The following is a 24,702-nucleotide window of genomic DNA, read 5'->3' on the forward strand; positions in this document are numbered from 1 at the left end:
TATGGTGTTTATTAGAAATCTTGTGGTGGCGTTTTCGCTGTACTCGAAAATCCCAATGCCGCATTTTGAGTGGAAGGAAGAGGACATGAAATACAACCTGGCTTTTCTTCCATTGGTGGGGGCAGTTATCGGAGCTATCGAGTATTTGCTTATAAGAAAGGCCTTTAGGTTCAATCTTCCCATGGTGGCAGTGATGGCCTTTGCCGGCCTTGTGCCGCTTATTGTTACGGGAGGATTTCACCTGGATGGCTTCATGGATACCCAGGATGCTTTTAAGTCCTACAAGTCCCCCGAAGAGAAGCTTAAGATATTGGAAGATCCTCACATCGGAGCCTTTGCTGTGATCAGTCTTCTTAGTTATGTGCTTGTATGGATAGGAGCTCTTTCCATAGTGATATGGAGATTTTCGGATACAGGGATCATCTTTTTTTGCATGAGCTTTGTGTTATCAAGGATCATGACCGGCCTTTGCAGCCTTAGCTTTGAGAAAGCCAAAAAGGACGGAATGCTGAGCACCGAGACCAAAAGTGCAGGGAAGGGATGTAAGTATGCACTGATTGCACAGCTTCTGGTATGCGCAGCCTTTTTACTCTGTGTAAATGCTGCACTTACGGTGCTTATGGCTGCATCGACGGCTCTTTTTACTGCATATTATTACAGAAAGACTAAGAGGGAATTTGGCGGAGTAACAGGAGATACGGCAGGGTACTATCTGGTCTTCACAGAAGGCCTGATGGTGGCGTTGCTTGCATTGTTCCTTAGCCTTCCCCTTGGGTAAAAGCTATGGGAAATATCATCACATGCCATCTGCTTGCCTTTACGGCGGGCTTTATACTGGACCTTATCATCGGGGACCCTTACGGCATTCCCCATCCCATAAGGTGGATAGGGAGTTTTATATCCTTCCTTGAAAAGAGGCTGAGGGATGAGGAAGAAAAAGCGGGAAGCAAGAAGAACAGGCTAAGAGGGCTTATACTCTGGCTTCTTGTTATGGCTGTAACCATCTGCCTGACACTGGCCTTGGTATTTGTTTCCTACAGGATCCATTTTGTCTTGGGGATCATAATAGAGGCGATTCTTACCTGTTACTGCCTTGCGGCAAAAAGTCTTAAGAGCGAGAGCATGAAGGTATATGATGCTCTTTTGACAAAAGATATAGCTTCTTCCAGGAAGGCTGTTTCCATGATCGTGGGAAGAGACACGGCTTGTCTTGATGAAGCGGGAGTAACAAAAGCTGCGGTTGAAACCGTGGCTGAGAACACCTCCGATGGAGTTATAGCTCCGCTTCTGTATGCCTTTATCGGAGGGCCTGTTCTTGGAATGGCCTACAAGGCCGTAAATACCATGGATTCCATGATCGGATATCACAATGACAGATATGAGGACTTTGGCTTTTTTGCGGCAAGGATAGATGATGTGTGTAATTTCCTGCCCGCAAGGATAAGTGCTCTTTTAATGATCGCAGGATGCATGTTTCTTGGAAAAGAGTATGATGCGGCAGGAGCTTTCTTAATCTTTAAAAGAGACAGATACAACCACAAATCTCCCAACTCGGCCCAGACAGAGAGTGCTCTTGCGGGGGCACTGTCCATAAGGCTTGCGGGAGATGCCAGTTATTTTGGAAAGATTGTAAAAAAGCCCTTTATAGGAGATGACCTAAGGCCCATTGAACCTGAGGATATAATAAGGGCCAACAAACTTATGTATATTACGGCTTTTCTGGCATTTATCATATGCGCAGTAATTCTTTTGATAATTGCCATGTAAAGCCACGGCAGGAATTTAGAATGAGCGCTATTCACGGCGGAGATATTTACAGAAACAAAATTGAATATGATTTTTCGGTGAGCCTTAATCCTTTGGGATGTCCGGAAGAAATGAAGGAAGCTATTGAAGGCGCTGCGACCAGGATCATGGAGTATCCGGATCCCGGACAGGAGAGCGTAAAGAGCCATATTGCTTCCTGCTTCGGCGTCAATCCGGAAAATGTTATCTGCACAAACGGGGCTTCGGAGCTGTTTGCAGCGATAGTAAGAATGACAGATCCAAAGGAAGCTTTGATCGCAGCTCCGTCATTTTACGGCTATGAGTATGCCCTTGGAATGGCGCAGGATTGCAGTATAGAAAGGTATTTCCTTACAGAGGAAAATGATTTTGAACTTAAGGCTGATTTTCTTGAAAGGATTACAGAGGCTACCGATATTGTTTTTCTCTGCAATCCCAATAATCCCACAGGCAAAGCCATAGATGAGGGACTATTATACAGGATACTTGAAAAGTGCATGCATTATGATACCTGTCTTGTTGTGGATGAGTGCTTTCTGGAACTGTGTGAAGGAGCAGTGAGCATTAAGGATAAGATATTCTGTTACGACAGGCTCATAGTAGCAAAGGCCTTTACAAAGCTCTTCGGAATCCCCGGGGTAAGGCTCGGCTTTGCTCTGTCGGCGGCACAGACAACGGAGCGCATAAAAAGACAGCTCCCGGAGTGGAATCTGTCTGTGTTCGCGGAAGCTGCTGCGGTGTCAGGGTGCATGATCCTTGGTGATACCTTTAAGATCAAGGATCCCGATATCATCGCTTCCGGGTATATAGCAAAGAGTCTCAGGATCATACAGGAAGAAAAAAGCTATCTGACCGGCGGGCTTACAGAGCTTGGTATTAAGGTCTTTTCCTCAGATACCTGTTTTATTCTCTTTAAAGCCCTGGAAGGTTTATATGAAGCACTGACAGAACGAGGGATTCTGATAAGAGACTGCAGTAATTTCGAAGGACTTGATAAGGGCTATTACCGTATGGCGGTCAAAGACCGTCAATGCAACAAGGCTCTGCTTGATGCAATCAGGGAGATTATAAATGGAACTTGAGTATGTACTTCCGGATGAAATAGAAAAAAGAAGCTTTGAGATAATCGGGCAGGAGCTTGAAAACGCAGGAATTTTCCTTCCTGAAGATAAGGCTTTTCTCATAAAGCGGGCAATCCATACCACTGCGGATTTCGACTACGCTAAGACGCTTTATTTCAGCGCAGGTGCCATTGGGCAGGCAAAAGAGCTGCTTAAAGGCGGGGCAACCATCGTTACCGATACCAACATGGCTCTTGCCGGCATAAATAAAAAGACTCTTGCAAAGTTTGGAGGAAAAGTCCTTTGCTTTATGGCAGAGGAGGACGTGGCAAGAGAAGCAAAGGACAGGGGACTTACCAGAGCGGCGGTAAGTATGGAGAGAGCTTCAAAGCTCGAGGGACCTGTGATATTTGCCATAGGCAATGCTCCTACAGCCCTTGTGGCCTTAAGGGAAATGTATGACAGGAAGGATTACAGACCTTCATTTGTTATCGGTGTTCCCGTGGGCTTTGTAAATGTGGAGGCCGCCAAGGAACTCATTATTGATACGGATATTCCCTGCATCGTAAACCGGGGCAGGAAGGGCGGAAGTAATGTGGCTGCAGCAATCTGCAACGCGCTGCTTTATTCACTTGGATAATCTTCGGAGAAAGACATGAGATACGGATTTACCACCGGAAGCTGTGCTGCAGCGGCGGCAAAGGCTGCGGCCTTCATGCTGCTTTCGGGCAGTAAAAAAGAAAATATAGTGATAAAGACTCCTAAGGGCATAGACTTTAACGCTGAGATCCTGGACATAACAATGGAAAAGGACAGGGTATCCTGCGCTGTTGTAAAGGATGGGGGCGATGACCCCGACGTTACCACGGGAGCAAGGATATATGCTTCCACAGCTCTTTTCCCAAGTAAAGAAAGATGCGTGACCATAGACGGCGGAGAAGGTGTTGGAAGAGTAACCGGGCCGGGACTTGATCAGCCCATAGGCAATGCGGCCATCAATTCTGTTCCCAGAAGCATGATAGAAGCCGAAGTTATGGAAGTGATGGAGCTTTTTGATTATAGGGAAGGCATAGCTGTTGTGATCTCGGTTCCCGGGGGCGAAGAGATTGCGAAGAAGACCTTTAATCCAAGACTTGGAATAGAGGGCGGGATATCCATTATCGGAACCAGCGGTATTGTGGAACCCATGAGCATGCAGGCCATTAAGGACACCATCAGGGTGGAGATGCGGCAGCGGGTAGCCCTTGGGCAGATGGCAATTGCCATTGCTCCGGGAAATTACGGCCTTGATTTTATGAAGAAGGAATACGGTTTTGACCTAGACAGGGCTGTAAAATGTTCGAACTTTATCGGTGATACCATAGATATGGCTGCCCGGCTGGGAGTCCAAAAGCTTCTTTTAGTGGGGCATATAGGTAAGCTTATAAAGGTTAGCGGCGGCATCATGAACACCCATTCCGCAGAGGCGGACTCGAGGATGGAACTTATGGCGGCTTCTGCCATAGAGGCGGGATGCGATCTTGATACTGCAAGGAACATTTTAAGAAGCCTTAATACCTCTGAGGGGTATGGCTACATAAAGGCTGCGGGAATTGAAAAAGCCTTTATGGAAAATGTTATGGAAAGGATCCACAGACATCTTAAGAAAAGAGCGGCAGGAAGACTTGAGATTGAATGCATCGTCTTTTCCGGAGAGGACGGACTTCTGGGAAAGACTGGCGGCGCAGAAAGCTTTCTTAGAGAGATAGAGGATTACAGATGAGTGAAAAAATAACGGTCCACTTTGTGGGGGCAGGCCCCGGAGCAGAGGATCTTATAACGGTAAGAGGAATGAGGCTGTTGGAAAAAGCTGATGTGGTGATCTACGCGGGATCTTTGGTGAATCCAAAGCTACTTGATTATGCGAAGGAAGCTAAAGTCTACAATTCAGCTACCATGACTCTGGAGGAAGTGATAGATGTGATGAAGGACGCTGCAGCCGGGGGAAAAGAGGTTGTAAGGCTCCATACAGGAGATCAGAGCATCTACGGCGCGGTAAAGGAGCAGATGGAGGAGCTTGACAGACTTGGAATTTTCTATGATTCCTGCCCCGGAGTCAGTGCCTGCTTTGGAGCTGCGGCATCCCTTAACCTGGAGTACACCCTTCCCGGAATATCCCAGTCCCTTATCATTACCAGGATGGAGGGAAAGACGGCGGTACCTGAGAGGGAGAGCATAAAGAGCTTTGCAATTCACAGGGCATCTATGGCGATCTATCTTAGTACATCCCTTCTTAAGGAATTGTCCTATGAACTCATAAGAGGGGGCTACAGCGAGGATACTCCTGCGGCCATAGTATATAAGGCCACCTGGCCGGAGGAAGAAAGATATATCTGCACTGTGGGCACTTTAGAGGAGACTTCTGCAGAGCACGGCATCACAAAGACAGCCATAATCCTGGTGGGAGATGTGCTGTCACCGGTGAATATTGAGCGTTCAAAACTCTACGACCCATCCTTTGAGACGCAGTTCAGGAAGAAGAAAGACACGGAGAAATAAATGAAACTTGCAGCTATAAGCTTCACCCCGGGAGGCGAAAAGTTAACAGAGGATATAAGGCAAAAGGCGAAGGCACAAAGAGGGGGCTTTGACCTGATGATTGAGACCTATAAGGACCGCAGGGAAGACTTTGCAAAAGCCTCGGATTATGTAGCCCGCTGCTTTGAAGAGAACATCCCCATTTTGTTTGTCTGTGCCTGCGGCATAGCTGTACGGTTAATAGCCCCATTTCTTAAGGATAAGCTATCGGACCCTGCGGTCATTGTCATGGACGAGGAGGGGGAATATGTTATACCGATCCTCTCAGGTCATGTGGGCGGAGCCAACAATCTTGCAAGGATGATGGAGAGTTTAACGGGAGCAACGGCGGTAATCACCACTGCAACCGATGTAAACGAGACCTTTGCCATAGATGAGTTTGCCGCAGAGAACCGCCTTACCATAAATAATAAGGACAGGATAAAGGTTGTATCATCAAAGGCTGTAAGGGGCGAGCCCATAAGGATTTCCATAGAAAGCTTCCCGCCATCAGATGATGCGGACGTTATAATAGCAGGACAGAATCATGGTGATGCACTGTGGCTATCACCCAAAGGATACGTTCTGGGAATAGGCTGCAAAAAGGGAAAGACCTGCAAGGAGATAGAGACAGCGGTACAAAGAGCCCTCGATGAGTGCGGCCTTGACTATAAGGATATATATGCTTTTGGCTCTATAGATTTAAAAGCCAAAGAAGCGGGCCTTCTCGATTTTTCTGCCAAATACAGGATCCCTTTTGTGACTTTTACATCTGAAATGCTAAGTGGTGCAAAGGGTGATTTTGAGGCCTCACAGTTTGTTAAGGAGACCACCGGTGTAGATAACGTATGCGAGAGGGCGGCAGTTCTTTTGACCGGTAATAAAGGAGAACTTGTGCTAGGCAAACAGGCACGGGACGGAGTGACAGTAGCAATAGCAAGGAGATAAGATGGGCAGGATTTACGTTGTGGGCCTTGGTCCCGGCAAAGAGGAATATATGACCTATGAGGCAGCAAAGGCTCTTGAGGAGTCAGATGTTATCATAGGCTACACGGTATACATCGACCTTATAAAGGACCGTTATCAGGGAAAAGAGCTGCTTACAACCGGCATGAGACAGGAGAAGGCGAGATGCAGCCTGTGCCTTTCAAAGGCCCTTGAGGGCAAAACCGTGAGTCTTGTTTGCAGCGGTGACTCGGGAGTATACGGCATGGCTTCCCTTATGCTGGAGATAGCAGAGGGAGAAGAAGTTGATATCAAGGTGATCTCCGGTATCACCGCAGCTCTAAGCGGAGGAGCAGTTCTTGGAGCTCCCCTTTCCCATGACTTTTGCGTCATCAGCTTAAGCGACCATTTAACTCCCTGGGAGCTTATTGAGAAGAGATTAAGGTGCGCAGCCATGGGAGACTTTGCAATGGCAATCTACAATCCTTCCAGTAAGATGAGAAAAGATTATTTAAAAAGAGCCTGCGATATACTGCTTGAAGTTATTGAAAAGGAAAGGGTATGCGGCTTTGTCAGGAATATAGGAAGAGACGATGAAAGCTATTGTTTGTGTACTCTGGAGGAGCTTAAAGATAAACAGGTGGATATGTTCACCACGGTATTCATAGGAAATTCAACTACCAAGGTAATAGACGGAAGGCTTGTTACGCCAAGAGGATATTTGAAAAATGACTGATGAAAGAAGAAAGGTAGTGATCTTCTCGGGAACATCCGAGGGACGACGCCTGTCAGAACAGCTAAATAGCAGAGGCATTCCTCACACGGTCTGTGTTGCCACGGAATATGGTCAGATGATGCAGCCAAAGGGAGAACATATCCTTGTGGAGGAAGGAAGGAAAGACGCGGAGGGCATCCTTGAAGTTATAAAGGATGCATCTGTCGTTGTTGATGCCACTCACCCCTATGCCAGGATCGTTACTGATAATATCAAAGAAGCGGCAAAGGAACTTGGCGTAAAGCTTCTTAGGGTAGTAAGAGATGAAGATGATCCCAACCTTGATCTGTCCGGAGTGACCTTCTTTGATACGGCAGCTGAGTGTGCAAAGGCTCTTTTAGGCGTAAAGGGAAATATCCTTCTTACCACGGGGAGTAAAGAGCTTAAGGAGCTCTGCTCCGGCATAGAAGACAAGAGCAGGATATATGCAAGAGTTCTTCCTTCTCTTGAGAGCATAAGCCTTTGCGAGGAAGCAGGGATAAGGAACGATAGGGTTATAGCGCTTCAGGGACCTTTCTCAAGAGACCTGAACGCAGCCCTTCTTCGGCAGTACCATATTGAGGTCCTTGTGACCAAGGACTCCGGAAAGGCGGGAGGCTTCGGGGATAAGATTCTGGCCTGCGCTGACGAGAAAGTAAAGGTATTCTGCATAAAAAGACCCGGTGAAACAAACGGGATAAGTACAGGGGAAGCCCTTGATGAGATTGCAAAATTAACCGGAAAGGAAGAATATCCTAAAAGCCTTACCCTTAACATCATCGGAATGGGTATGGGGAATAGGAATGGTCTTACCCTGGAAGCCCATAAGGCCCTTGAGGAATCCGATGCTGTTTTCGGAGCGGAGAGACTTCTTGAAGGAATAACAGGGAAGGATACATATCCCTATTACCTTTCGAAGGATATAACAGGAGAGCTTGATAAGATACTTTCCGGCAGGGAGGATCTAAAGGCAGCAGTTTTATTCTCAGGGGATATAGGATTTTACAGCGGAGCCGTAAAGTTTGAACAGGGAATAAATGAATGGACTCTTGCCAATAAGACTTTAGTAAAGACAGAGATAAAACGGTTCCCGGGAATATCCTCGGTGGCTTATCTTGCGGCGAGGCTTTCTGCAAGTTACAGCGATGCGGATATAATAAGTCTCCACGGAAATAACAGCGACAGTGATATTACGGCAGCTGCAAATAAGATCAGTGAGAATGCCGTCACCTTTGTGCTTTTATCCTCAGGAGACGACGTTTCAAGGCTTCGCAGGGCTTTATCGGAAAGAAAGGTTGAAGCTACCGTTACCGTTGCTTCCAACCTCTCTTATGAAAACGAGAAGATAACGACTTTACTTCCGGAAGATGCAACACCGGAATTTACTAAGGGACTGTATGTGCTGTATATAAGCAATCCCTCCCCGGAAAAGAGACCTCTTTTCCCGACAATTGACGATGCTGAATTCATAAGAAACAAAACCCCTATGACCAAGGCTCTTATTAGGCACGAGTGCGTAAGACTTCTTAAGCTCAAGGAGGGGGACGTTCTTTATGATGTGGGAAGCGGGACAGGATCTGTGGCAATAGAGGCAGCAGGTCTTTCAGGAAGCCTCAAGGTCTTTTCCTTCGAAAAAAAGCCTGAGGCTATAGCGGTGCAAAAAGAGAATTTGGAGAAATTCTCCTGCAATAATATCCTTCTCATAGAGGGAGAAGCGCCGGATACCTTTAAAGAGGCGGAAAATGACCCCGATGCGGTATTTATCGGAGGCAGCACGGGAAGGCTTTTTGACATACTTGATGCTCTTAAGACATATCATAAGACGGTCCGGGTGGTGATCACTGCCATAACCATGGAGACCATGAATGAAATCTTAAAGCTCGGGGCAGATCCTGATATCCGTGAACTTGAGATTCAGCAGATAACCGGAAGCAAGGCGGAAAAGGCCGGAAATTACAACCTTATGAAGACGGATAATTCCGTGATGGTGGCGGCTTTTTGGATTGAGGCGAAGGATGGGAACAACATTAAAGACTAACAGAATAATGATCGCGGCCCCCAAAAGCGGAAGCGGTAAGACCATGTTCACCTGTGGACTATTGAACCTCCTTAAGAGGAGCGGGCTGGATGTGACTTCCTTTAAGTGCGGACCGGATTACATCGATCCCATGTTCCACAAGAGGGTTCTTGGGATATACGGCGGGAATCTCGACACCTTCTTTTGCTCACACGACAAAGTCAGGAATATCCTTGGAAGATGCGGTCATGAATACGCAGTTATAGAGGGAGTCATGGGAATCTATGACGGCCTTGGAGGGCTTTTACTGGAGGGTTCCTCCTATGATGTGGCAGCAGCTTCAAATACCCCAATCGTCCTTGTGGTGGATGCGCTGGGGGCAGGAAGAACGCTCCTGTCCACAATAAAAGGAATCCTTGCCGATGATGATAATAGGCTTATAAAGGGCATAATCCTCAATAAGGTCAGTAGCTCCTTTTACGGAAGATTAAAGGAGCTTGTGGAAAAAGGCCTTGAGGATTCCGGCTTTGATGTAAAGGTTTTGGGGTATCTTCCAAAACTTTCGGACGTATCTGTTGACTCAAGGCATCTTGGACTTATGATGCCAGGGGAAGTAGAACAGATCCGGGAAAAGATAGATCTTTTATCCGATAGCATAAGTAAATACTGCGATGTAGAGGGCCTTATCTCCGTAATGGAGGGGGCAGAAGATATGGCTGCAGAAGGCAGCAGTGCTTATGGCGATGTAGAGGATGATCCAAATAATAAAGGCAAAAACGTCAGACTTGCGGTAGCCATGGACGATGCTTTTTGCTTTTATTACAAAGAGAACCTGGAACTTCTGGAAAGCCTCGGTGCAGAGCTGTGTTTCTTTTCACCGCTTAAGGATGAGAAGCTTCCTGAAGGGGCAGCAGGGCTCTATATCGGAGGCGGCTATCCCGAGCTCCATCTTAAGGAGCTTGAAGAGAATGAGAGCATGAGAAGGTCGATAAAGGTGGCTTTGGAAAGCGGCATGCCGGCAGTTGCCGAGTGCGGCGGATTTATGTACCTTCACGAATCCATCAGGGATGATGAAGGCGTAGACCGCTGTATGGTCGGGGCCATAAAGGGTGGTTGCAGTCGTCAGGACCATCTTGTCAGATTCGGGTACGTGGAGCTTGATACTAATGATGGGGCTGCAGAAGGCTCTTTTGCCGGGGCTTTAAAAGGCATGCGGGGCCATGAATTCCACTACTATGACACTGAAGATAACGGAAGCGACATGAAGGTCCGCAAGGCCGGCTCCGATCTTTGCTGGGATGCCATGCATGTGGGAGATAGGCAGGTATTCGGTTTTCCTCACATGTACTTTCCTTCGGCACCGGAATTTGCAAAAGAGTTTGTAAAGGTGATGACAGATGGAAGAGGGTAAATTTCAAAATTCAAGCAGATACTTTGAGAACAGACAGTGTAAGAGCTATCCCTGCCATAAGGGAGATGATCATATAAACTGCCTTTTCTGTTTTTGTCCCCTGTATCATATGGAGAATTGTCCCGGGAATTATAAGATGATCGAAAAGGACGGAAAGTCCATCAAAAGCTGCATAGACTGCAGGTTTCCCCATGAACCCCAAAACTACGGCAAGATAATGACAATACTGAAAAAGAACCTGTAAAAGAAAAATTGCCGGTGCATTGGCAAGATGCACCGGCTTTGTAGGTAGGAGATTTACTATGACTATGATCGTCAAGGTAGTTAGCTTACGCTAACATGGTTATATTAGCATAGGCTAACAACTAATGCAAGTACTTTTTTTAAAAATTTTTTTTGCAATTTGTTGCCCAATATGTGGTATTATAGGTTTCGTATTGATTTAAACTGTATTTCTAATAAATATCTGGAGGACTCGTATGGGCGGATTTTTCGGGGTAGCATCAAGAGAAAGTGCGGTATTTGACCTGTTCTACGGTACCGATTACCATTCTCATCTTGGCACACGTCGTGCCGGACTCGCAGTTTATGACAAAAAGAAAGGGTTTGATCGTTCGATCCACAATATCGAGAGATCGTATTTCAGACCCAAGTTTGAAGAAGACATGATGAAGATGGAGGGGCATCTTGGAATCGGCTGTATTTCAGATTATGAACCTCAGCCACTTATAGTAAGATCTCATCATGGCACCTATGCCATCACCACTGTTGGTAAGATCAATAACATTGAGGAGATCACCAACAAGCTTTTTGCGGATAACCGCTCCCATTTCCTGGAGATGAGCGGCGGAGATATCAATCCCACTGAGCTGGTAGCTTCTATCATTAACCAGAAAGTTACCATTGTAGAAGGAATAAGATATGCACAGGAGATCATAAAGGGCTCAATGTCCCTGCTTCTTATGACACCTGAAGGCATCTATGCCGCAAGGGACAAAATGGGAAGAACTCCCGTGGCCATCGGACACAAGGACGAAGGCTACTGCGTTTGCTTTGAGAGCTTTTCCTACCTTAATCTGGGATATGTATCCGACAGGGAACTTGGTCCCGGAGAAATAGCTTTTATCACCCCCGAGAGCGTAGAGATAGTTGCTCCCGCCTTTGACGATATGAGAATCTGTACCTTCCTTTGGATTTACTACGGATTCCCCGCATCTACCTATGAAGGCCTTAGCGTTGAGAAAATGAGATATGGCTGCGGAGGAAAACTTGCTCAGCGCGATCTTCAAAGAGGCCTGCATCCTGACATGGTAGCCGGAGTACCTGATTCCGGTGTTGCTCATGCCATTGGATATTCAAACACTTCAGGAATTCCCTATTCACGACCTTTTGTTAAATATACACCCACCTGGCCCAGGTCCTTTATGCCTACAATGCAGTCCCGCAGAGACCTTATAGCCAAGATGAAGCTTCTTCCTGTTAACCAGCTGATCAACAACAAGAGCCTTCTTCTTATAGATGATTCAATTGTAAGGGGAACACAGCTAAGGGAGACCACAGAGTTTTTATATAAGAGCGGAGCAAGAGAAGTCCATATAAGACCCGCCTGTCCGCCCCTTATCTACGGCTGCAAATACCTTAATTTCTCCCGTTCCAACACTGAGATGGAGCTGATAACCAGGAGAGTTATTGAAAGACTTGAGGGATATCCTTCTCCCAATGAAGAAACAGTAAGAAAGTACACGGATCCCGATTCACCCCAGTACGAGGCGATGCTTGAGGAGATCCGCAAGGAGCTTAATTTCACTTCCCTTCATTATCATCGTCTCGATGATATGGTGGAAGCAATACCTCTTGAGCCCTGCAAGCTTTGCACCTACTGCTGGAGCGGTAAAGAGTGATCCTTAACCAAGGGCCACATCAAGGGCCATCATAAGAGTAAAACCAAAGGCGAACATGATAACACCAATGTTAGAGTGTTCGCCTTCTGACATCTCGGGGATGAGCTCCTCAACAACAACATACATCATGGCTCCGGCTGCAAAGGACAGAAGATAAGGCATAGCGGGAGTGATGAAGCTTGTAAAAAGAATAGTGATAAAAGCCCCGATGGGCTCAACAGCGCCGGAGAGAACGCCGTCAAGAAAGGCTTTCATCCGGCTTTTTCCGTTGGCGTGAAGGGGCATGGAAATAATTGCTCCCTCAGGGAAATTCTGGATGGCGATACCGATGGCAAGAGCCAGGGCACCGCCTGTAGTTATCTTGGCAGAACCTGCCAGGATACCGGCAAAAACAACACCAACCGCCATACCCTCGGGGATGTTATGAAGAGTAACAGCCAGAAGCATCATGGTGGTCTTCTTTAAGTTGCTCTTTGGACCTTCAGCTTCCTCAGCATTCATGTGAAGATGGGGGATAACCGAATCCAGAAGCAGAAGGAAAAGGATTCCGCCCCAAAATCCAACGGCTGCAGGGACAAAGGAAAGCTTTCCCATATCACTGGCCTGATCCATTGCAGGGATGATAAGACTCCAGATGGAGGCTGCCACCATCACTCCGCTGGCAAATCCGGTGAGGGCGCGCTGGACCAGAAAATTAAGTTCCCGTTTCATGAACAGTACGCAGGCTGAACCGGCTGCAGTACCGATGAAGGGGATCATGATCCCCAATATAATATTGGTCATATGGTAGGCTCCCTTCGTTTTTTATATTTAAATGCTAGCATTCTTAAGCGTAAAAGAAAAGATTTTTAAATGATGTATAATATAAAGATACAGAAAAAAGACTGAAAGAAGGTTATTTTGGCTATGCTTCAAAAGAAATACAGGAAATACCGGTATATACCCGGAAGTATCAGCGGGGTGCTGGCTGCGGCTCTGATATTGACTGCAGTGACGGGCTGCGGCAGAGCGGTGGAAGAGGAAAATGCTCCTTTGGTGAAGGAGGAGGCCGCTACCACGGATAAAGAGGCCGTAACCCCGGATAAAGAAGCCGCAGCTTCGGGTAAAGAGATAGAATCTCAAGATTCCAGACAGGATACCCCGGAAGACATACAGGCATTGTCCGACTATGCAGACAGTTTACTTACAGAAATTGACAGTTTTCCAAAGGGCAGCTTCCAGGCCGAAAGATCTTTTCCCGATCAGGCAGGATATGTGGACAATACTCTGGCCATGAACAGCATGTACAGCTTTGAGGGCTACAGCGGCCAGGGAGTACTATATTTTGAGGTGTCTTCAGATACACAGAGCTTTGATCTGTTTGTAAATAACAGGCAGATAGATACTGCGGATATCGCCCCGGGCAATTATGAACTTGATATATGCAAGGTGGCCAAAAACGGAACCAATACGGTACAGGTATCAAATGTTACGCCTGATGATGCAACGGTTACGGTCAAGATCCCTTATCCAACAGTCATTGACGCTGCCCCGGAAGATGCGGGCATGAGTGATAAGCCCCTTGAACTGATAGACAGGATCATTCAGGCGGATGTAGATAACGGCTTTTCAAGCGCACAGCTGGCTGTAGTCAAAGACGGAAAACTGGTTTACCGGAATGCCTGGGGCCTTGCCAATTCCTACGATGAGGATGGCAACAGGCTCACGGAGGGTGCACCTGTCACAAATGACACCCTCTATGACCTTGCCTCAAATACCAAGATGTACTCCGTGGTATATGCGATCCAGTACCTTGCGGACAGGGAGAAACTTTCTCTGGATACGAAGGTCACTGACATATTGGGAAGCGGATTTGCGGATGATGCCATAGAGATAGATTTTGCCGCTTTTGAAGGAAACTATCCGGGGCTTGATACCATAAAGGCCTGGAAGAGCAGTATTACCGTAAAGAATCTTCTGATGCATCAGGCGGGGTTCCCGGACAGCGGCCATTATCACAATGACAAATATGACACGGTAAATCAGGAGCTTAGACTTGACGTTGACAACATCCTCTACGTTGAAGGGAGTGGCAGAGAGAAAACCTACAAAGAGGGCATCTGCCGCACACCTCTTATGTATAAGCCCGGGACCAGAACTCTTTATTCCGACATTGACTATATGACACTGGGGCTTATCATCGAGAAAGTAACGGGAGAGGACCTTAACACATTCCTCAAAGAGACCTTCTGGGATCCCATGGGACTTTCTCACATAACCTACTGTCCTTTGGATAACGGCTTTACTGCAGATGACTGCGCCGCAACGGAAGTAGGTGGAAACACCAGGAGCGGTCTTGTAACATTTCCGGGAATCAGAACAAATACCATTCAGGGGGAAGTCCACGACGAAGAGAGCTTCTACAGGATGGAGGGAATATCGGGGCATGCCGGGCTTTTTGCTAATGCAACGGACCTTGCCAAGCTTGCAAGTGTGATGTTGACCGGAGGCTATGGCAGCAATTTCTTTTTCTCAAAAAACACAAGAGACCTATTTATATCACCCCAGGCAGGTGGCCTCATAAACTACGGCATAGGCTGGTGGAGAGAAGCGGACGACAAGAGAGTTTGGTACTTCGGAACCCAGGCGCCGGAGAGCACCGTGGGTCATCAGGGCTTTACCGGGACTTTTACCATGATCGACTTTGAGAACAACCTGGTGATGGTTTACCTTACAAATTCCATCAACACGCCGATCTACAATGCTACAAGCCTTGAGAACGCCAATCAGTTCTGCGGCAAGTATTACACCTCGGGAACCATTGGCTTTGTGCCCCAGATCCTTTATATGGGAATGGGGGATGACAGTGATCTAGACAGTGCCCTTAGCTCACTGGTTCAGGAGATGATAAGAGACAAGCAGCGACTTGTAGACAAAGAAGAAAAAACAAACGGTCCACTTAGTGATGACCATCCGTTAAAAAGAGCATTGAAAGCTATTCAGGAGGGAGGATCCTGATTATGACAATGATTCCTTTGGAGCAACAGATAAAACCCTTTATTTTCCTGGTGCTGTTAGTTTGTTTTGTATCCTTGGACATGATGAAGGAGATAAGGCACTGATTGCATTTTCCCGTGCTCTTAAAAGGTCGCTGGCATATAAAAATGCAGTGGCTGCAAGGTGGGGCGGCGATGAATTTGTTATTGCGGGAAAAGAAAAAGACCTGACACGGGACTTTCGTGAATTGCTTAAAGAGGCGCTTTCCTTAGCTGAACTTCCTTATACACCCCGCTTCAGCATGGGAACCTTTATCTGTACTTTTGCAGGTACATCTTGTGATGAGGCAATTGTGCATGCAGACGAAGAACTATATAAAGACAAAGAAAAGAATCATCAGGAATCAGAAGGATTCATAGAGAATCTTAAGAAATTAAATATATAAAACTAAATAGGCAAAGAAAAAAAGGGTGGTCATCCTGTGTGATGACCACCCTTCATGATTATGAATTAAACAATTCCCAAATCTGGGGCTCTATATTTGACCAGTATTTATCCGGTTTCTTATCATAGAGTTTAAGAATCTCGATTACCTTATGACCGGTGATATATCCATATTTGTTTATAAGTTCGATAGTGGCATCAGATGCATCTGTGGGCATTTTTTTTGTGTCAAACGTGCCTGATAAAACCAGTGCCAAATCTACTAAATTCATCATTTCCTTATATTCAATATTTCCCTTGACACTTTTTTCGCTTTTGAGCAGCTTTTTAAAATCTTTTAAATCCTGAACCGCGTATTGAAGGTTGGGACATAGCCCCTCAATAAAGGTTTTAATGTACTCTCTGCTGGAATTGCTTTTAGCACTGAGAAACTTTATTTCATCAATTTTACCTTGGATAAGCATAGGTACTGTTGGGATATAGGGATCATTAGTAAAGAATACGATAAGTATTGATTCACTATTCCCCCCACTATTATACGGATCAGATGTATAAGCAACAGCAAATACATCCTCCATGTCCACAACTATCTTTTCTTCACTTAATGGCACTAAAAAGTCAGAATTATATAATGCGCCGGCAGTCCTCCTTATCAAAGATTTCTTTGCGCGTTCTATAATATCTTTTGCCTGGTCAGAAGATAGATTCATATAATTATCTGCTGCCTGCTGAAGCTCTTCAATGGTAATGCTTGGCAGAGTATTCCTGTATTTTTCCAAAATACCATTTCTATGATTTACGACTTCTTCATATTGGCTTTTATCAATCTTTCTTCCTGTAATTATGGCCGATAATAAGTAACCGTTAATATCTTCCTTGAGACTTTCGGCCTTCTTCTTGCAGTCATCGCACAAAGTACTATGCATTCTGGCTTCAAATTCCCTGCCACACTTCTCACAAACAAAAGTCTTTTTTGAAAACAGTCCCATATCCAGTTTTCCCCCCTTAAAGATATAATTTATGACAACTCTTTACTTGCATTTACATAACAGTAAAGGTTAGTCCACACAAAGAACGTGATAGCAATAATATAGTAGGGCAAATCCTGCAACATTGAATGCGGTATCGAAACAAATTTAGTCACAAGGAAAAGAATGCCCATACTGATGATGCTGGCAGGTAAAAAACAAAAGAATAAAAGTTTAAGCATTTGTTTACAAACAGATAGCATAATGCTAAATAAATTTGCTTCAAACTCAGTAACGGTATCTACAACAAATACGGTTACCATGAGAATAATAGGCTGGAAAAAGGCGAATACACCTAATTTGACAGATAGTGTCGTGCCATCATCACGATGATTTATATAAAAAACTGAAAGCATGCCGATCGTGATAGCAGATGCCACCAATATCTCAACAAAAGCTTTCATGTTAAATTTAATGTTGAGATTGAGCTTTTTAAGAATATCCATATTTAATTATCCCCCCCGAATTATAAAAAAATATAAACTAATACACGTATATTAGCATTTTTGCCGGGAAGGGGTCAAGTGAGCTTGATTTAGTCCCTGGGCCTGGTGTAGAAGTTACCCATAACTTCCTCGGTCCTGATCTGATTGATGAAGGCGTTTTTGTCGATCTCGCGGATCTTGGGTATCAGCTTCCTGGTGTCGGCTGCGCTGACGATGGAGTAGACGATCTTCTTATTTCTGTGGGCAAAAGAGCCTTCACCGTCAATAAGAGTTGCGCCATGGCCGCAGGTTGCGTAGATAAGAGAGCATACCCGGTCGGGCATGTCTGTGATAATGAACAGGGTTCTCTGCTGGTAAGTTCTGTAAAGAATGTGCAGAGCCTGTGTAGATACATACTGGAAAATCATGGAATAGAGAGCTTTATCCCAACCAAAGAGGTATCCTGCAATGCCCAGGATTACAATGTTGCCTCCAAGGATGTAGGGGAAAGCATCTATTCCTTTTTTTTGGGATAAATAGATGGAGATGAAGTCGGTTCCGCCGCTGGTGGCATCAACCTTAAGACACATTGTGATGGCAACCGCATTTACGATGCCGCCGAATACAGCTACAAGCAGCGGATCATAAGTTACGGGATAGCTGGGCAGAAGGTCAACAAAGAAACCACAGGCAAGTACCATAATAAGTGAGAAGGTAGTGAACTTCTTGCCTATGAATCTGAAACCTATATAAACGGGAACGGCATTCATGAGAATATTAACGGGAGTATAAGGAAGAGTAATGCCAAAGTATTTAAGGGCGATACGCTGGATAATAATTGTAAGACCCGTAGCTCCGCCGGGATAAAGACCTCCTGCATTGACGAAGGAGTTGATGTTCATAGCCATTAAAAAAGCAGCCAAAAGAACCACGACCAGACGGACCGCGTCTCTTTCAAGTACTTCTTTGAAGCTTGGTTCATTGGTTTTCATCGATAAGCCCACCCTCACATTGATGCTATAAGTATACACCTTTTCATCTCAGTTCGTATATCTTTGGAGATATCTTGAGCCTCATGTAGATGTCGGCGTACTGGGAGGCAGTAAGGTCCTCCACGTAGTTCAGCTGGAAGTTCTTTGAGATGCCGTTCTTTATAAGGATATCCGCCGCCTTGTTGTAGGCGATGGCTGCTTCCGCCTCGGTGTTGTAGCTGCCCACCACATAGTTGCTCCTTATGTGTATGACTGCCTTGTATTTAAGAAAGCCCTTTTCGGCATACTGTCTTACGCCACGGTATCTGTTGAGGATGATGATGTTCTCGTAGCGAAAGTCCGTGGGATCGTCATTGGCAAAGCGAAAGTCTCTTCCCTCCACGGCGTAGCTCTTGATGCCGTAGCGCTGAAGTATTGAGACCTGACTTCCGTAATCCGCCACAAAAAGGTGAGAGCCCCTCTGCATTATCTTGTGGGAGGAGTAGTAGAAAAGGTCCTCGATATCGAACTTCAGCGGCTTTGAAGGTGACAGATAATAAAGGAAATATTTCTTTTCCAGATAAATGGGAGTGGAGATATACATGCCCTTATCTCTGAAATTTACCAGGGTTACGACCTTCTCGAAGGCCAGTGACATGCTGCTCTTATATGATTCCACGGTAAAAGAGCTGTCGGCAAGGATCTTCGAAGCTTCTTTATATGCCTTTGAAGCTCTGCCGATCTTATCATAGCTTCCAAGGGCAATATGCTTGCCGTTATAGGTGATGGAAGCCCTGTAGGAAGGAGTGCCGTCCTTTAATGCCGTAGTATACACACCAATTACTTTTTTTTGACTCATTTTTCCCCCAAAACATGCATTCTTATGGTATACTGAATTGCAATAAGCCCATGCGACTATGCTTTTATTCTATCATGAAAGCATTTGCCATGTGTCAAAATGGAGGAGAATAATGAAAGAAATCTTGTATTCAAGCACCAGAGGAGATAAAGGGCGTATTCGTGCGTCAGAGGCTATATTGCGGGGACTTGCTCCCGACGGTGGACTTTACGTTCCGGATTCCATTCCCGTATTGGAAAAGACACTTCGTGAGATTTCATCACTCACATATCAGGAAACAGCTTATGAAGTTATGAAGCTGCTTCTTACCGACTATACAGAAGACGAACTCAAATACTGCATTTCTCATGCATACGATTCCAAGTTTGATACAGAAGAGATAGCACCCCTTTCAGAGGCCGGCGGTGCATACTATCTGGAGCTCTATCACGGAGCTACCATAGCTTTCAAGGATATGGCACTTTCAATTCTGCCTTATCTTATGACAACAGCTGCCAAGAAGAACAATGTTAAGAATGAGATAGTTATCCTTACCGCTACCAGCGGAGATACAGGAAAGGCTGCTCTTGCAGGATTTGCCGATGTTCCCGGCACAAGGATCATTGTCTTTTATCCCAAGCACGGTGTAAGCCCCATCCAGGAACAGCAGATGGTGACCCAGAAGGGAGACAACACCTGCGTTATAGGTATCGAGGGCAACTTCGATGATGCCCAGACGGGAGTTAAGAAGATCTTCACTGATCCTGAACTTAAAGAGCTTCTCGATTCTAAGGGATTCCAGTTCTCCTCAGCCAATTCCATCAACATCGGAAGACTGGTTCCTCAGATCGTATATTATGTATATTCCTATGCCAAACTCCTTAAGGAGGGCAGGATCGCCGACGGAGATTCCATAAATGTTGTGGTTCCCACCGGCAACTTCGGCAATATCCTTGCCGCTTATTATGCAAAGAATATGGGAGTGCCCATCGCCAAGCTGATCTGTGCTTCCAATTCAAATAAGGTTCTCTTTGATTTCTTCCAGTCCGGAGAATATGACAGAAATCGTGACTTTGTGCTTACCAGCTCACCTTCCATGGATATTCTGATCTCTTCAAACCTTGAAAGACTCATTTATCACATCGCAGGCAATAGTGCTGAGGCAGATGCGGCATATATGGAGAAGCTTACCAAGGAAGGAAGATACGAGATCACGGATGAGATGAGAGCAAAACTCACCGATTTCTTTGGCGGATTTGCCACAGAAGAGGAGACCTTTGCAACTATATCCGATCTCTTTAAGGAGACAGGATATCTTATCGATACACATACCGCTGTAGCAGCATCTGTTTACGGCAAGTATGTCAAGGAAACGGGGGATAAGACCGTTACCGTTATAGCTTCTACGGCAAGCCCCTACAAGTTTACAAGAAGCGTTATGAACGCGCTGGGTCATGGGGATGATAACAGCGATGACTTCGCTCTTGCGGACAAGCTCTCGGAGATTTCAGGCGTTGCCATTCCCGAGGCTGTTGAGTCCATCAGAAATGCCGAGATCCGTCATAAGACTGTTGTGGATAAGACAGAGATGGAGAAGGCAGTTAAGGAGTTCCTTAAGGTATAATCTAGAAAACTATTGTTTGGAGGTGCGTATTGGATTACGGTAAGAATATTTACTCAGAAAACACACCCGAAATCGTGGAACTTGCAAAGCTCTCGGAAGAAGCTGATATTATTGAGAATGAACTCTTCCTTAAATACGACGTAAAAAGAGGCCTTCGTGACCTTAACGGTAAGGGTGTTCTCACCGGACTAACAAGAATATCCGAAATCATTGCCAAAAAGGTTGTTGACGGTAAGGAAGTTCCCGCTGACGGTGAAATTTATTTCAGGGGTTATGATGTAAAGGAACTTATAAAAGCTGCGGAGGAGGAGAACAGATTCGCCTTCGAGGAATGTGCGTATCTGCTTCTTTTTGATAAGCTTCCTTCGGGAAAAGAGCTGTTTGAGTTCGAAAAGCTTCTTGGCTTTTACAGAAGCCTTCCCACCAGCTTTGTGAGAGACATCATCATGAAGGCTCCGAGCCGTGACATGATGAATACTCTGGCTAGAAGTGTTCTTACACTTTATTCCTATGATGATCTGGCTGACGATGTGACACTTCCCAATGTCCTGAGACAGTCGCTTCAGCTGATAAGTCTTTTCCCGCTGCTGTCTATTTACGGGTATCAGGCTTACAATCACTATCATGAAGGAAATTCGCTCTTTATCCATCCTCCAAAGGAGGAGCTGTCAACTGCGGAGACCATTCTGTATCTTCTTCGCCCCGACAGTCAGTACACAGAGCTTGAGGCCAAACTTCTGGATATCTGTCTTGTTCTTCACATGGAACACGGCGGCGGTAACAACTCATCCTTCACAACTCACGTTGTCAGCTCCAGTATGACCGACACCTATTCTGTCATTGCAGCTGCCATCGGTTCTCTTAAGGGCCCTCGCCACGGCGGAGCCAATATCAAGGTTGTTCACATGTTTGATGATATAGAGGAGCATGTAAATGACTGGACCAACGAGGACGAGGTTGAAGCATACCTCAGGAAGATCCTGAACAAGGAGGCTTTTGACAAGGCCGGACTCATCTACGGTATCGGACATGCCATCTACTCAAAATCCGATCCCAGAGCCGTTATCTTAAAGAGCTTTGTTGAAAAGCTTGCAGTGGAGAAGGGAATGGAGGATGAACTCCATCTTTATCAGATGGTAGAGCGTCTTGCACCTCAGATCATCAGCGGCGAGAGAACCATGTATAAGGGCGTTTCCGCAAACGTGGATTTCTATTCCGGATTTGTTTACAGAATGCTTGATCTTCCCGAGGAGCTTTATCCCACAATCTTTGCCATGGCCAGGATCGTTGGATGGAGTGCTCACAGAATGGAAGAGCTGGCCAATAATGGCAAGATCATACGTCCTGCTTATATGGCAATCGAACCCCGCAAGGAGTACGAGAAGATGGATGACCGCAAGTAAAGCTCTTTTGTTTTAGTAATAAAATAACGAAAATACGTATAATTTTGACTGTGACCCCCTTCACAGTGAACCACAATATGCAGTATAATGTAATTAATTGTAATGGATATATTGTGTTTTGCTGTGAAGGGGGTGAATTATGAGAAAATCATTATCATATGTTCTTAGCATTGCATTTGCAGTGCTGTGCGTCTTTAGTGGTGTGATCTTTTACCCGGCCAAGTCAACTGCCGCAGAGATCACCTATTCAGGCACCGTATCTGACCAGACTACGTCCGATATCCTGTATCTGTCCACCAGCGGCGGAACGATACACATCAAACTCGACCAATCTACAGAACTTGAAAATGCCAAGTTCCTTCTCCCCGGCAATTACATTACAGCCCAATGCTATCGCGGAAGCGACGAATATTGGCACGCTTCCAAGCTTAGCGGCAATTCTTCAGCCGGCAAAGTCTCCATTGATAATTCCACAAAGGCTACAGTTAAGGGAACCATTGCAAAGGGCACAAGTGAGCAGCTTTTGTATCTTGTGGTAAGTAATGGAACCATGCAGATAAAGCTTGACCAGGATACGGATGTAAGCGGCGTTAAGTACATGATCGTAGGAAAGACTGTTCAGGTTGTCTGCGCAAGAGGATCCGATGCATATATGCACGCGCTTTCCATCAGTGATGTGGCAGGTGCCAGCAGTTCCTATTCATCGACGGGAGCGGCAGCATCAGGAAACGGAATCACCGGAATTGTTGATAAGGGTACCACAACATCAATTCTGTTCCTTCAGACTTCAGGCGGAACAATGCAGTTCGTACTTGACCTTGGTACCGATGCCAGCGGATGCCGCGTACTTATTCCGGGGCAGAGCATTACCGTGAACTATTACAGGGGAAGTGATGCATGGAATCATGCTTCAAGACTTGTGAACAATTCTGCCAGTGCTTCGGCTGAGGTGGCACTGGATGCAAATTCCAAACTGACTGTATCGGGAACAGTGACATCCTCCACAACGGAGAACACACTTTACCTTAATACCAGCGGCGGAGTGATGCAGATAAGACTTGATATGGCAACCAACTTCTCAAGATGTCCCGTTCTTCTTCAGGACAAGAATGTACAGGTTGTCTGCGAGAGAGGGCAGGATGAGTACCTGCATGCAGTTCAGATCATAGCTAATTAAATTTAGTGATTAAGAAAGCCTTGAGGCGCCGTATAACCGACACTTCAAGGCTTTTATTATGCTTATTGATATTTACTTATTCTTCCGAACCTGCAACGGTTACATTCTCCATTTTGATAACAGAGGGTACAAGGAAATTGTTGTACTGTTTCTGCTCTTTGGAGAGCTTAACGTTCTTTAAGAGTTCATTGAGGTCGCCGGTTACAGAGCCGCCGCTTACAGGTGTTACACGCCCGCCCTCGTGAAGATAGGCAAGACGGATCTCAGCTGCAAAGGTACCTTCGATAAGACTTATGGAGAAGTCTGAGAACTCCACGGGCTCAAGGTAGTTGCCCTCTCGAAGCTTCGCCTCCGGAGTGGTTCCGCCTTCTGCGCAGTAGTTGCCGATGATACAGCCTTCCTTGACATTCAGATAATATCTGAACTGTACGTCTCCCCAGAAATTCTGAGGAACATTGTCCTTAAGGAAGTACATGTCGTAAACGGGAGCACCCTCTGAATCAACGGGAGTGTTGTTGGAGGAATTTGGAAGTTCCTTAAGTCCTCTTACAGTGAACTTGTCGCCGGTAACACCCTCCACAATTTCTTTTCCGATTTCCCAGTTGGAGTAGCCCTTGTACTTAACTGAGGCATGGGTCTTGTTGCAAAGATAGGTTACGATCTCGGTAACGGGATCCTTGGTGGAGAACAGGACCGTTGTCTTGTTAAGGTTGGGAGTGGGCTTAGCAATAAGCTTGTCCTTTCCGAATTTAAGAGAGTCGGTTATCTCCTTAAGGATGCTGTCCTTGTCGCAGGAACCTGCCTTATACATACGATAGAGTTCGATCTCATGCTCATCATTTTTGGCATTTAAAATTACTTCCAGCATGGAAGAGGGATAGGTGGTTGTAACATCGATGCCCTCTGAGTTTACATAGCGCCTTGTTGTCTTCTCCGCAAAGATCTCATAGGAGTTGATGTACTCAGTGGAGGTCTCGGGAATCTTTTGCATAACTTCGATATAGTCCCTGGCTGTCTTCTCGATGCCGTAGTCTTTGGTTTCTACTGTGACGTTTTTGCTGTTGAGCTCAAAGTAGGGATTCTTTACGTAAGTAGCTCTTTGGCAAAGATCCTGAATGATCTTCTTTGCTTCCTCAGGTGTTGAGGTGGGAGCTATCTCATCTGAAGCACTTCCAAGGAACTTGCCGTCCTCCAGCTTTTTGTAAACAGTAACTTCTATATGCTCAACTTCTTTTGCCCTGTTCTGATCAAGCTTGTGTCCGATGAAGTAGAATTCCCAGCCTTCCGTAACCTTGTCGGTGACTTCAAAGGCATCGGCATCGGACTGCCTTAATAATTCTATGATTTTATCTGTCATGTTGTCCTCCAATCAAGTGATGTGGTTAT

General features: G+C 45.7%; 23 protein-coding genes. 17 read left to right on the forward strand and 6 right to left on the reverse strand.

The features are described 5' to 3' along the window. The first annotated feature begins 1 nt into the window (after position 1). The 12 genes from T456_RS0101255 to T456_RS0101310 all read left to right on the forward strand — a co-directional run bounded on the left by T456_RS0101255 (position 2) and on the right by T456_RS0101310 (position 12,430). Complete coding sequence (locus T456_RS0101255; RefSeq protein ID WP_024864538.1) at positions 2-778, forward strand: adenosylcobinamide-GDP ribazoletransferase; 777 nt, start codon at positions 2-4, stop codon at positions 776-778. Positions 779-783: 5 nt separating this feature from the next. Next, positions 784-1,767 (forward strand): adenosylcobinamide-phosphate synthase CbiB, encoded by a 984-nt coding sequence (gene cbiB, locus T456_RS0101260; protein WP_035800928.1) that lies wholly within the window; start codon positions 784-786, stop codon positions 1,765-1,767. A gap of 20 nt (positions 1,768-1,787) precedes the next feature. Then, positions 1,788-2,867: a pyridoxal phosphate-dependent aminotransferase gene (locus T456_RS0101265; RefSeq protein ID WP_024864540.1), complete on the forward strand. Its 1,080-nt coding sequence runs from the start codon at positions 1,788-1,790 to the stop codon at positions 2,865-2,867. After that, the gene (locus T456_RS0101270) at positions 2,857-3,486 is read left to right on the forward strand and encodes a precorrin-8X methylmutase (RefSeq protein WP_024864541.1); all 630 of its coding nucleotides are present in this window, start codon (positions 2,857-2,859) and stop codon (positions 3,484-3,486) included. The genes T456_RS0101265 and T456_RS0101270 overlap by 11 nt, the downstream gene beginning before the upstream one ends. Positions 3,487-3,501: 15 nt before the next feature. After that, positions 3,502-4,608, forward strand: a complete 1,107-nt coding sequence (cbiD, locus tag T456_RS0101275; RefSeq protein WP_024864542.1) for a cobalt-precorrin-5B (C(1))-methyltransferase CbiD — start codon at positions 3,502-3,504, stop codon at positions 4,606-4,608. After that, complete coding sequence (gene cobM / locus T456_RS0101280) at positions 4,605-5,384, forward strand: precorrin-4 C(11)-methyltransferase (RefSeq protein WP_024864543.1); 780 nt, start codon at positions 4,605-4,607, stop codon at positions 5,382-5,384. The genes cbiD and cobM overlap by 4 nt, the downstream gene beginning before the upstream one ends. Then, entirely contained in the window at positions 5,385-6,350 is a 966-nt protein-coding gene (locus T456_RS0101285; RefSeq protein WP_024864544.1) for a cobalt-precorrin 5A hydrolase, read from the forward strand. A 1-nt stretch (position 6,351) separates the two neighbouring features. Next, on the forward strand, positions 6,352-7,083 hold the full coding sequence (gene cobJ / locus T456_RS0101290) for a precorrin-3B C(17)-methyltransferase (protein ID WP_024864545.1): 732 nt from the start codon (positions 6,352-6,354) through the stop codon (positions 7,081-7,083). Beyond that, on the forward strand, positions 7,076-9,139 hold the full coding sequence (cobK, locus tag T456_RS0101295) for a precorrin-6A reductase (RefSeq protein WP_024864546.1): 2,064 nt from the start codon (positions 7,076-7,078) through the stop codon (positions 9,137-9,139). The genes cobJ and cobK overlap by 8 nt, the downstream gene beginning before the upstream one ends. After that, positions 9,117-10,529 (forward strand): cobyrinate a,c-diamide synthase, encoded by a 1,413-nt coding sequence (locus T456_RS18890; RefSeq protein ID WP_035800931.1) that lies wholly within the window; start codon positions 9,117-9,119, stop codon positions 10,527-10,529. The genes cobK and T456_RS18890 overlap by 23 nt, the downstream gene beginning before the upstream one ends. Then, positions 10,516-10,773, forward strand: a complete 258-nt coding sequence (locus T456_RS0101305; RefSeq protein ID WP_024864547.1) for a cysteine-rich small domain-containing protein — start codon at positions 10,516-10,518, stop codon at positions 10,771-10,773. The genes T456_RS18890 and T456_RS0101305 overlap by 14 nt, the downstream gene beginning before the upstream one ends. A gap of 235 nt (positions 10,774-11,008) precedes the next feature. Then, complete coding sequence (locus T456_RS0101310) at positions 11,009-12,430, forward strand: amidophosphoribosyltransferase (RefSeq protein WP_024864548.1); 1,422 nt, start codon at positions 11,009-11,011, stop codon at positions 12,428-12,430. A gap of 3 nt (positions 12,431-12,433) precedes the next feature. Here T456_RS0101310 and T456_RS0101315 read toward each other — a convergent pair whose 3' ends face one another. Beyond that, positions 12,434-13,213, reverse strand: a complete 780-nt coding sequence (locus T456_RS0101315; RefSeq protein WP_024864549.1) for a ZIP family metal transporter — start codon at positions 13,211-13,213, stop codon at positions 12,434-12,436. A gap of 123 nt (positions 13,214-13,336) precedes the next feature. Between T456_RS0101315 and T456_RS0101320 the strand changes: the two genes are divergently transcribed. Together T456_RS0101320 and T456_RS20900 are read left to right on the forward strand one after the other, a co-directional pair. Further along, on the forward strand, positions 13,337-15,427 hold the full coding sequence (locus T456_RS0101320; protein WP_024864550.1) for a serine hydrolase: 2,091 nt from the start codon (positions 13,337-13,339) through the stop codon (positions 15,425-15,427). Between the two features lie 61 nt (positions 15,428-15,488). After that, entirely contained in the window at positions 15,489-15,851 is a 363-nt protein-coding gene (locus tag T456_RS20900) for a diguanylate cyclase domain-containing protein (protein WP_024864551.1), read from the forward strand. A gap of 58 nt (positions 15,852-15,909) precedes the next feature. On the opposite strand, the gene T456_RS0101330 is transcribed toward T456_RS20900, so the two are convergent. The 4 genes from T456_RS0101330 to T456_RS0101345 form a co-directional block, all read right to left on the reverse strand. Continuing rightward, a complete protein-coding gene (locus T456_RS0101330) occupies positions 15,910-16,839 on the reverse strand; it encodes a hypothetical protein (RefSeq protein ID WP_024864552.1) in 930 nt (309 codons plus the stop codon). A 29-nt stretch (positions 16,840-16,868) separates the two neighbouring features. Next, a complete protein-coding gene (locus tag T456_RS0101335) occupies positions 16,869-17,324 on the reverse strand; it encodes a hypothetical protein (RefSeq protein ID WP_024864553.1) in 456 nt (151 codons plus the stop codon). A gap of 89 nt (positions 17,325-17,413) precedes the next feature. Continuing rightward, positions 17,414-18,295, reverse strand: coding sequence for a YitT family protein (locus tag T456_RS0101340; RefSeq protein ID WP_024864554.1), 882 nt, complete (start codon positions 18,293-18,295; stop codon positions 17,414-17,416). Positions 18,296-18,338: 43 nt separating this feature from the next. Then, on the reverse strand, positions 18,339-19,133 hold the full coding sequence (locus tag T456_RS0101345; protein WP_024864555.1) for a hypothetical protein: 795 nt from the start codon (positions 19,131-19,133) through the stop codon (positions 18,339-18,341). 112 nt (positions 19,134-19,245) lie between these two features. Here T456_RS0101345 and thrC point away from each other — a divergent pair, with 112 nt between their 5' ends. From thrC to T456_RS0101360, 3 genes are all read left to right on the forward strand, one after another. After that, positions 19,246-20,736, forward strand: a complete 1,491-nt coding sequence (gene thrC / locus T456_RS0101350; protein ID WP_035800935.1) for a threonine synthase — start codon at positions 19,246-19,248, stop codon at positions 20,734-20,736. A gap of 29 nt (positions 20,737-20,765) precedes the next feature. Further along, on the forward strand, positions 20,766-22,139 hold the full coding sequence (locus tag T456_RS0101355; RefSeq protein WP_024864557.1) for a citrate/2-methylcitrate synthase: 1,374 nt from the start codon (positions 20,766-20,768) through the stop codon (positions 22,137-22,139). Positions 22,140-22,278: 139 nt separating this feature from the next. Then, the gene (locus tag T456_RS0101360) at positions 22,279-23,316 is read left to right on the forward strand and encodes a hypothetical protein (protein WP_024864558.1); all 1,038 of its coding nucleotides are present in this window, start codon (positions 22,279-22,281) and stop codon (positions 23,314-23,316) included. 76 nt (positions 23,317-23,392) lie between these two features. Here the strand turns inward: T456_RS0101360 and T456_RS0101365 are convergent, their stop codons facing one another. Beyond that, positions 23,393-24,673 (reverse strand): metallopeptidase TldD-related protein, encoded by a 1,281-nt coding sequence (locus T456_RS0101365; RefSeq protein ID WP_024864559.1) that lies wholly within the window; start codon positions 24,671-24,673, stop codon positions 23,393-23,395. Positions 24,674-24,702 lie beyond the last annotated feature (29 nt).

It is taken from the genome of Butyrivibrio sp. FCS014, assembly GCF_000526935.1.
Lineage (GTDB): Bacteria > Bacillota > Clostridia > Lachnospirales > Lachnospiraceae > Butyrivibrio.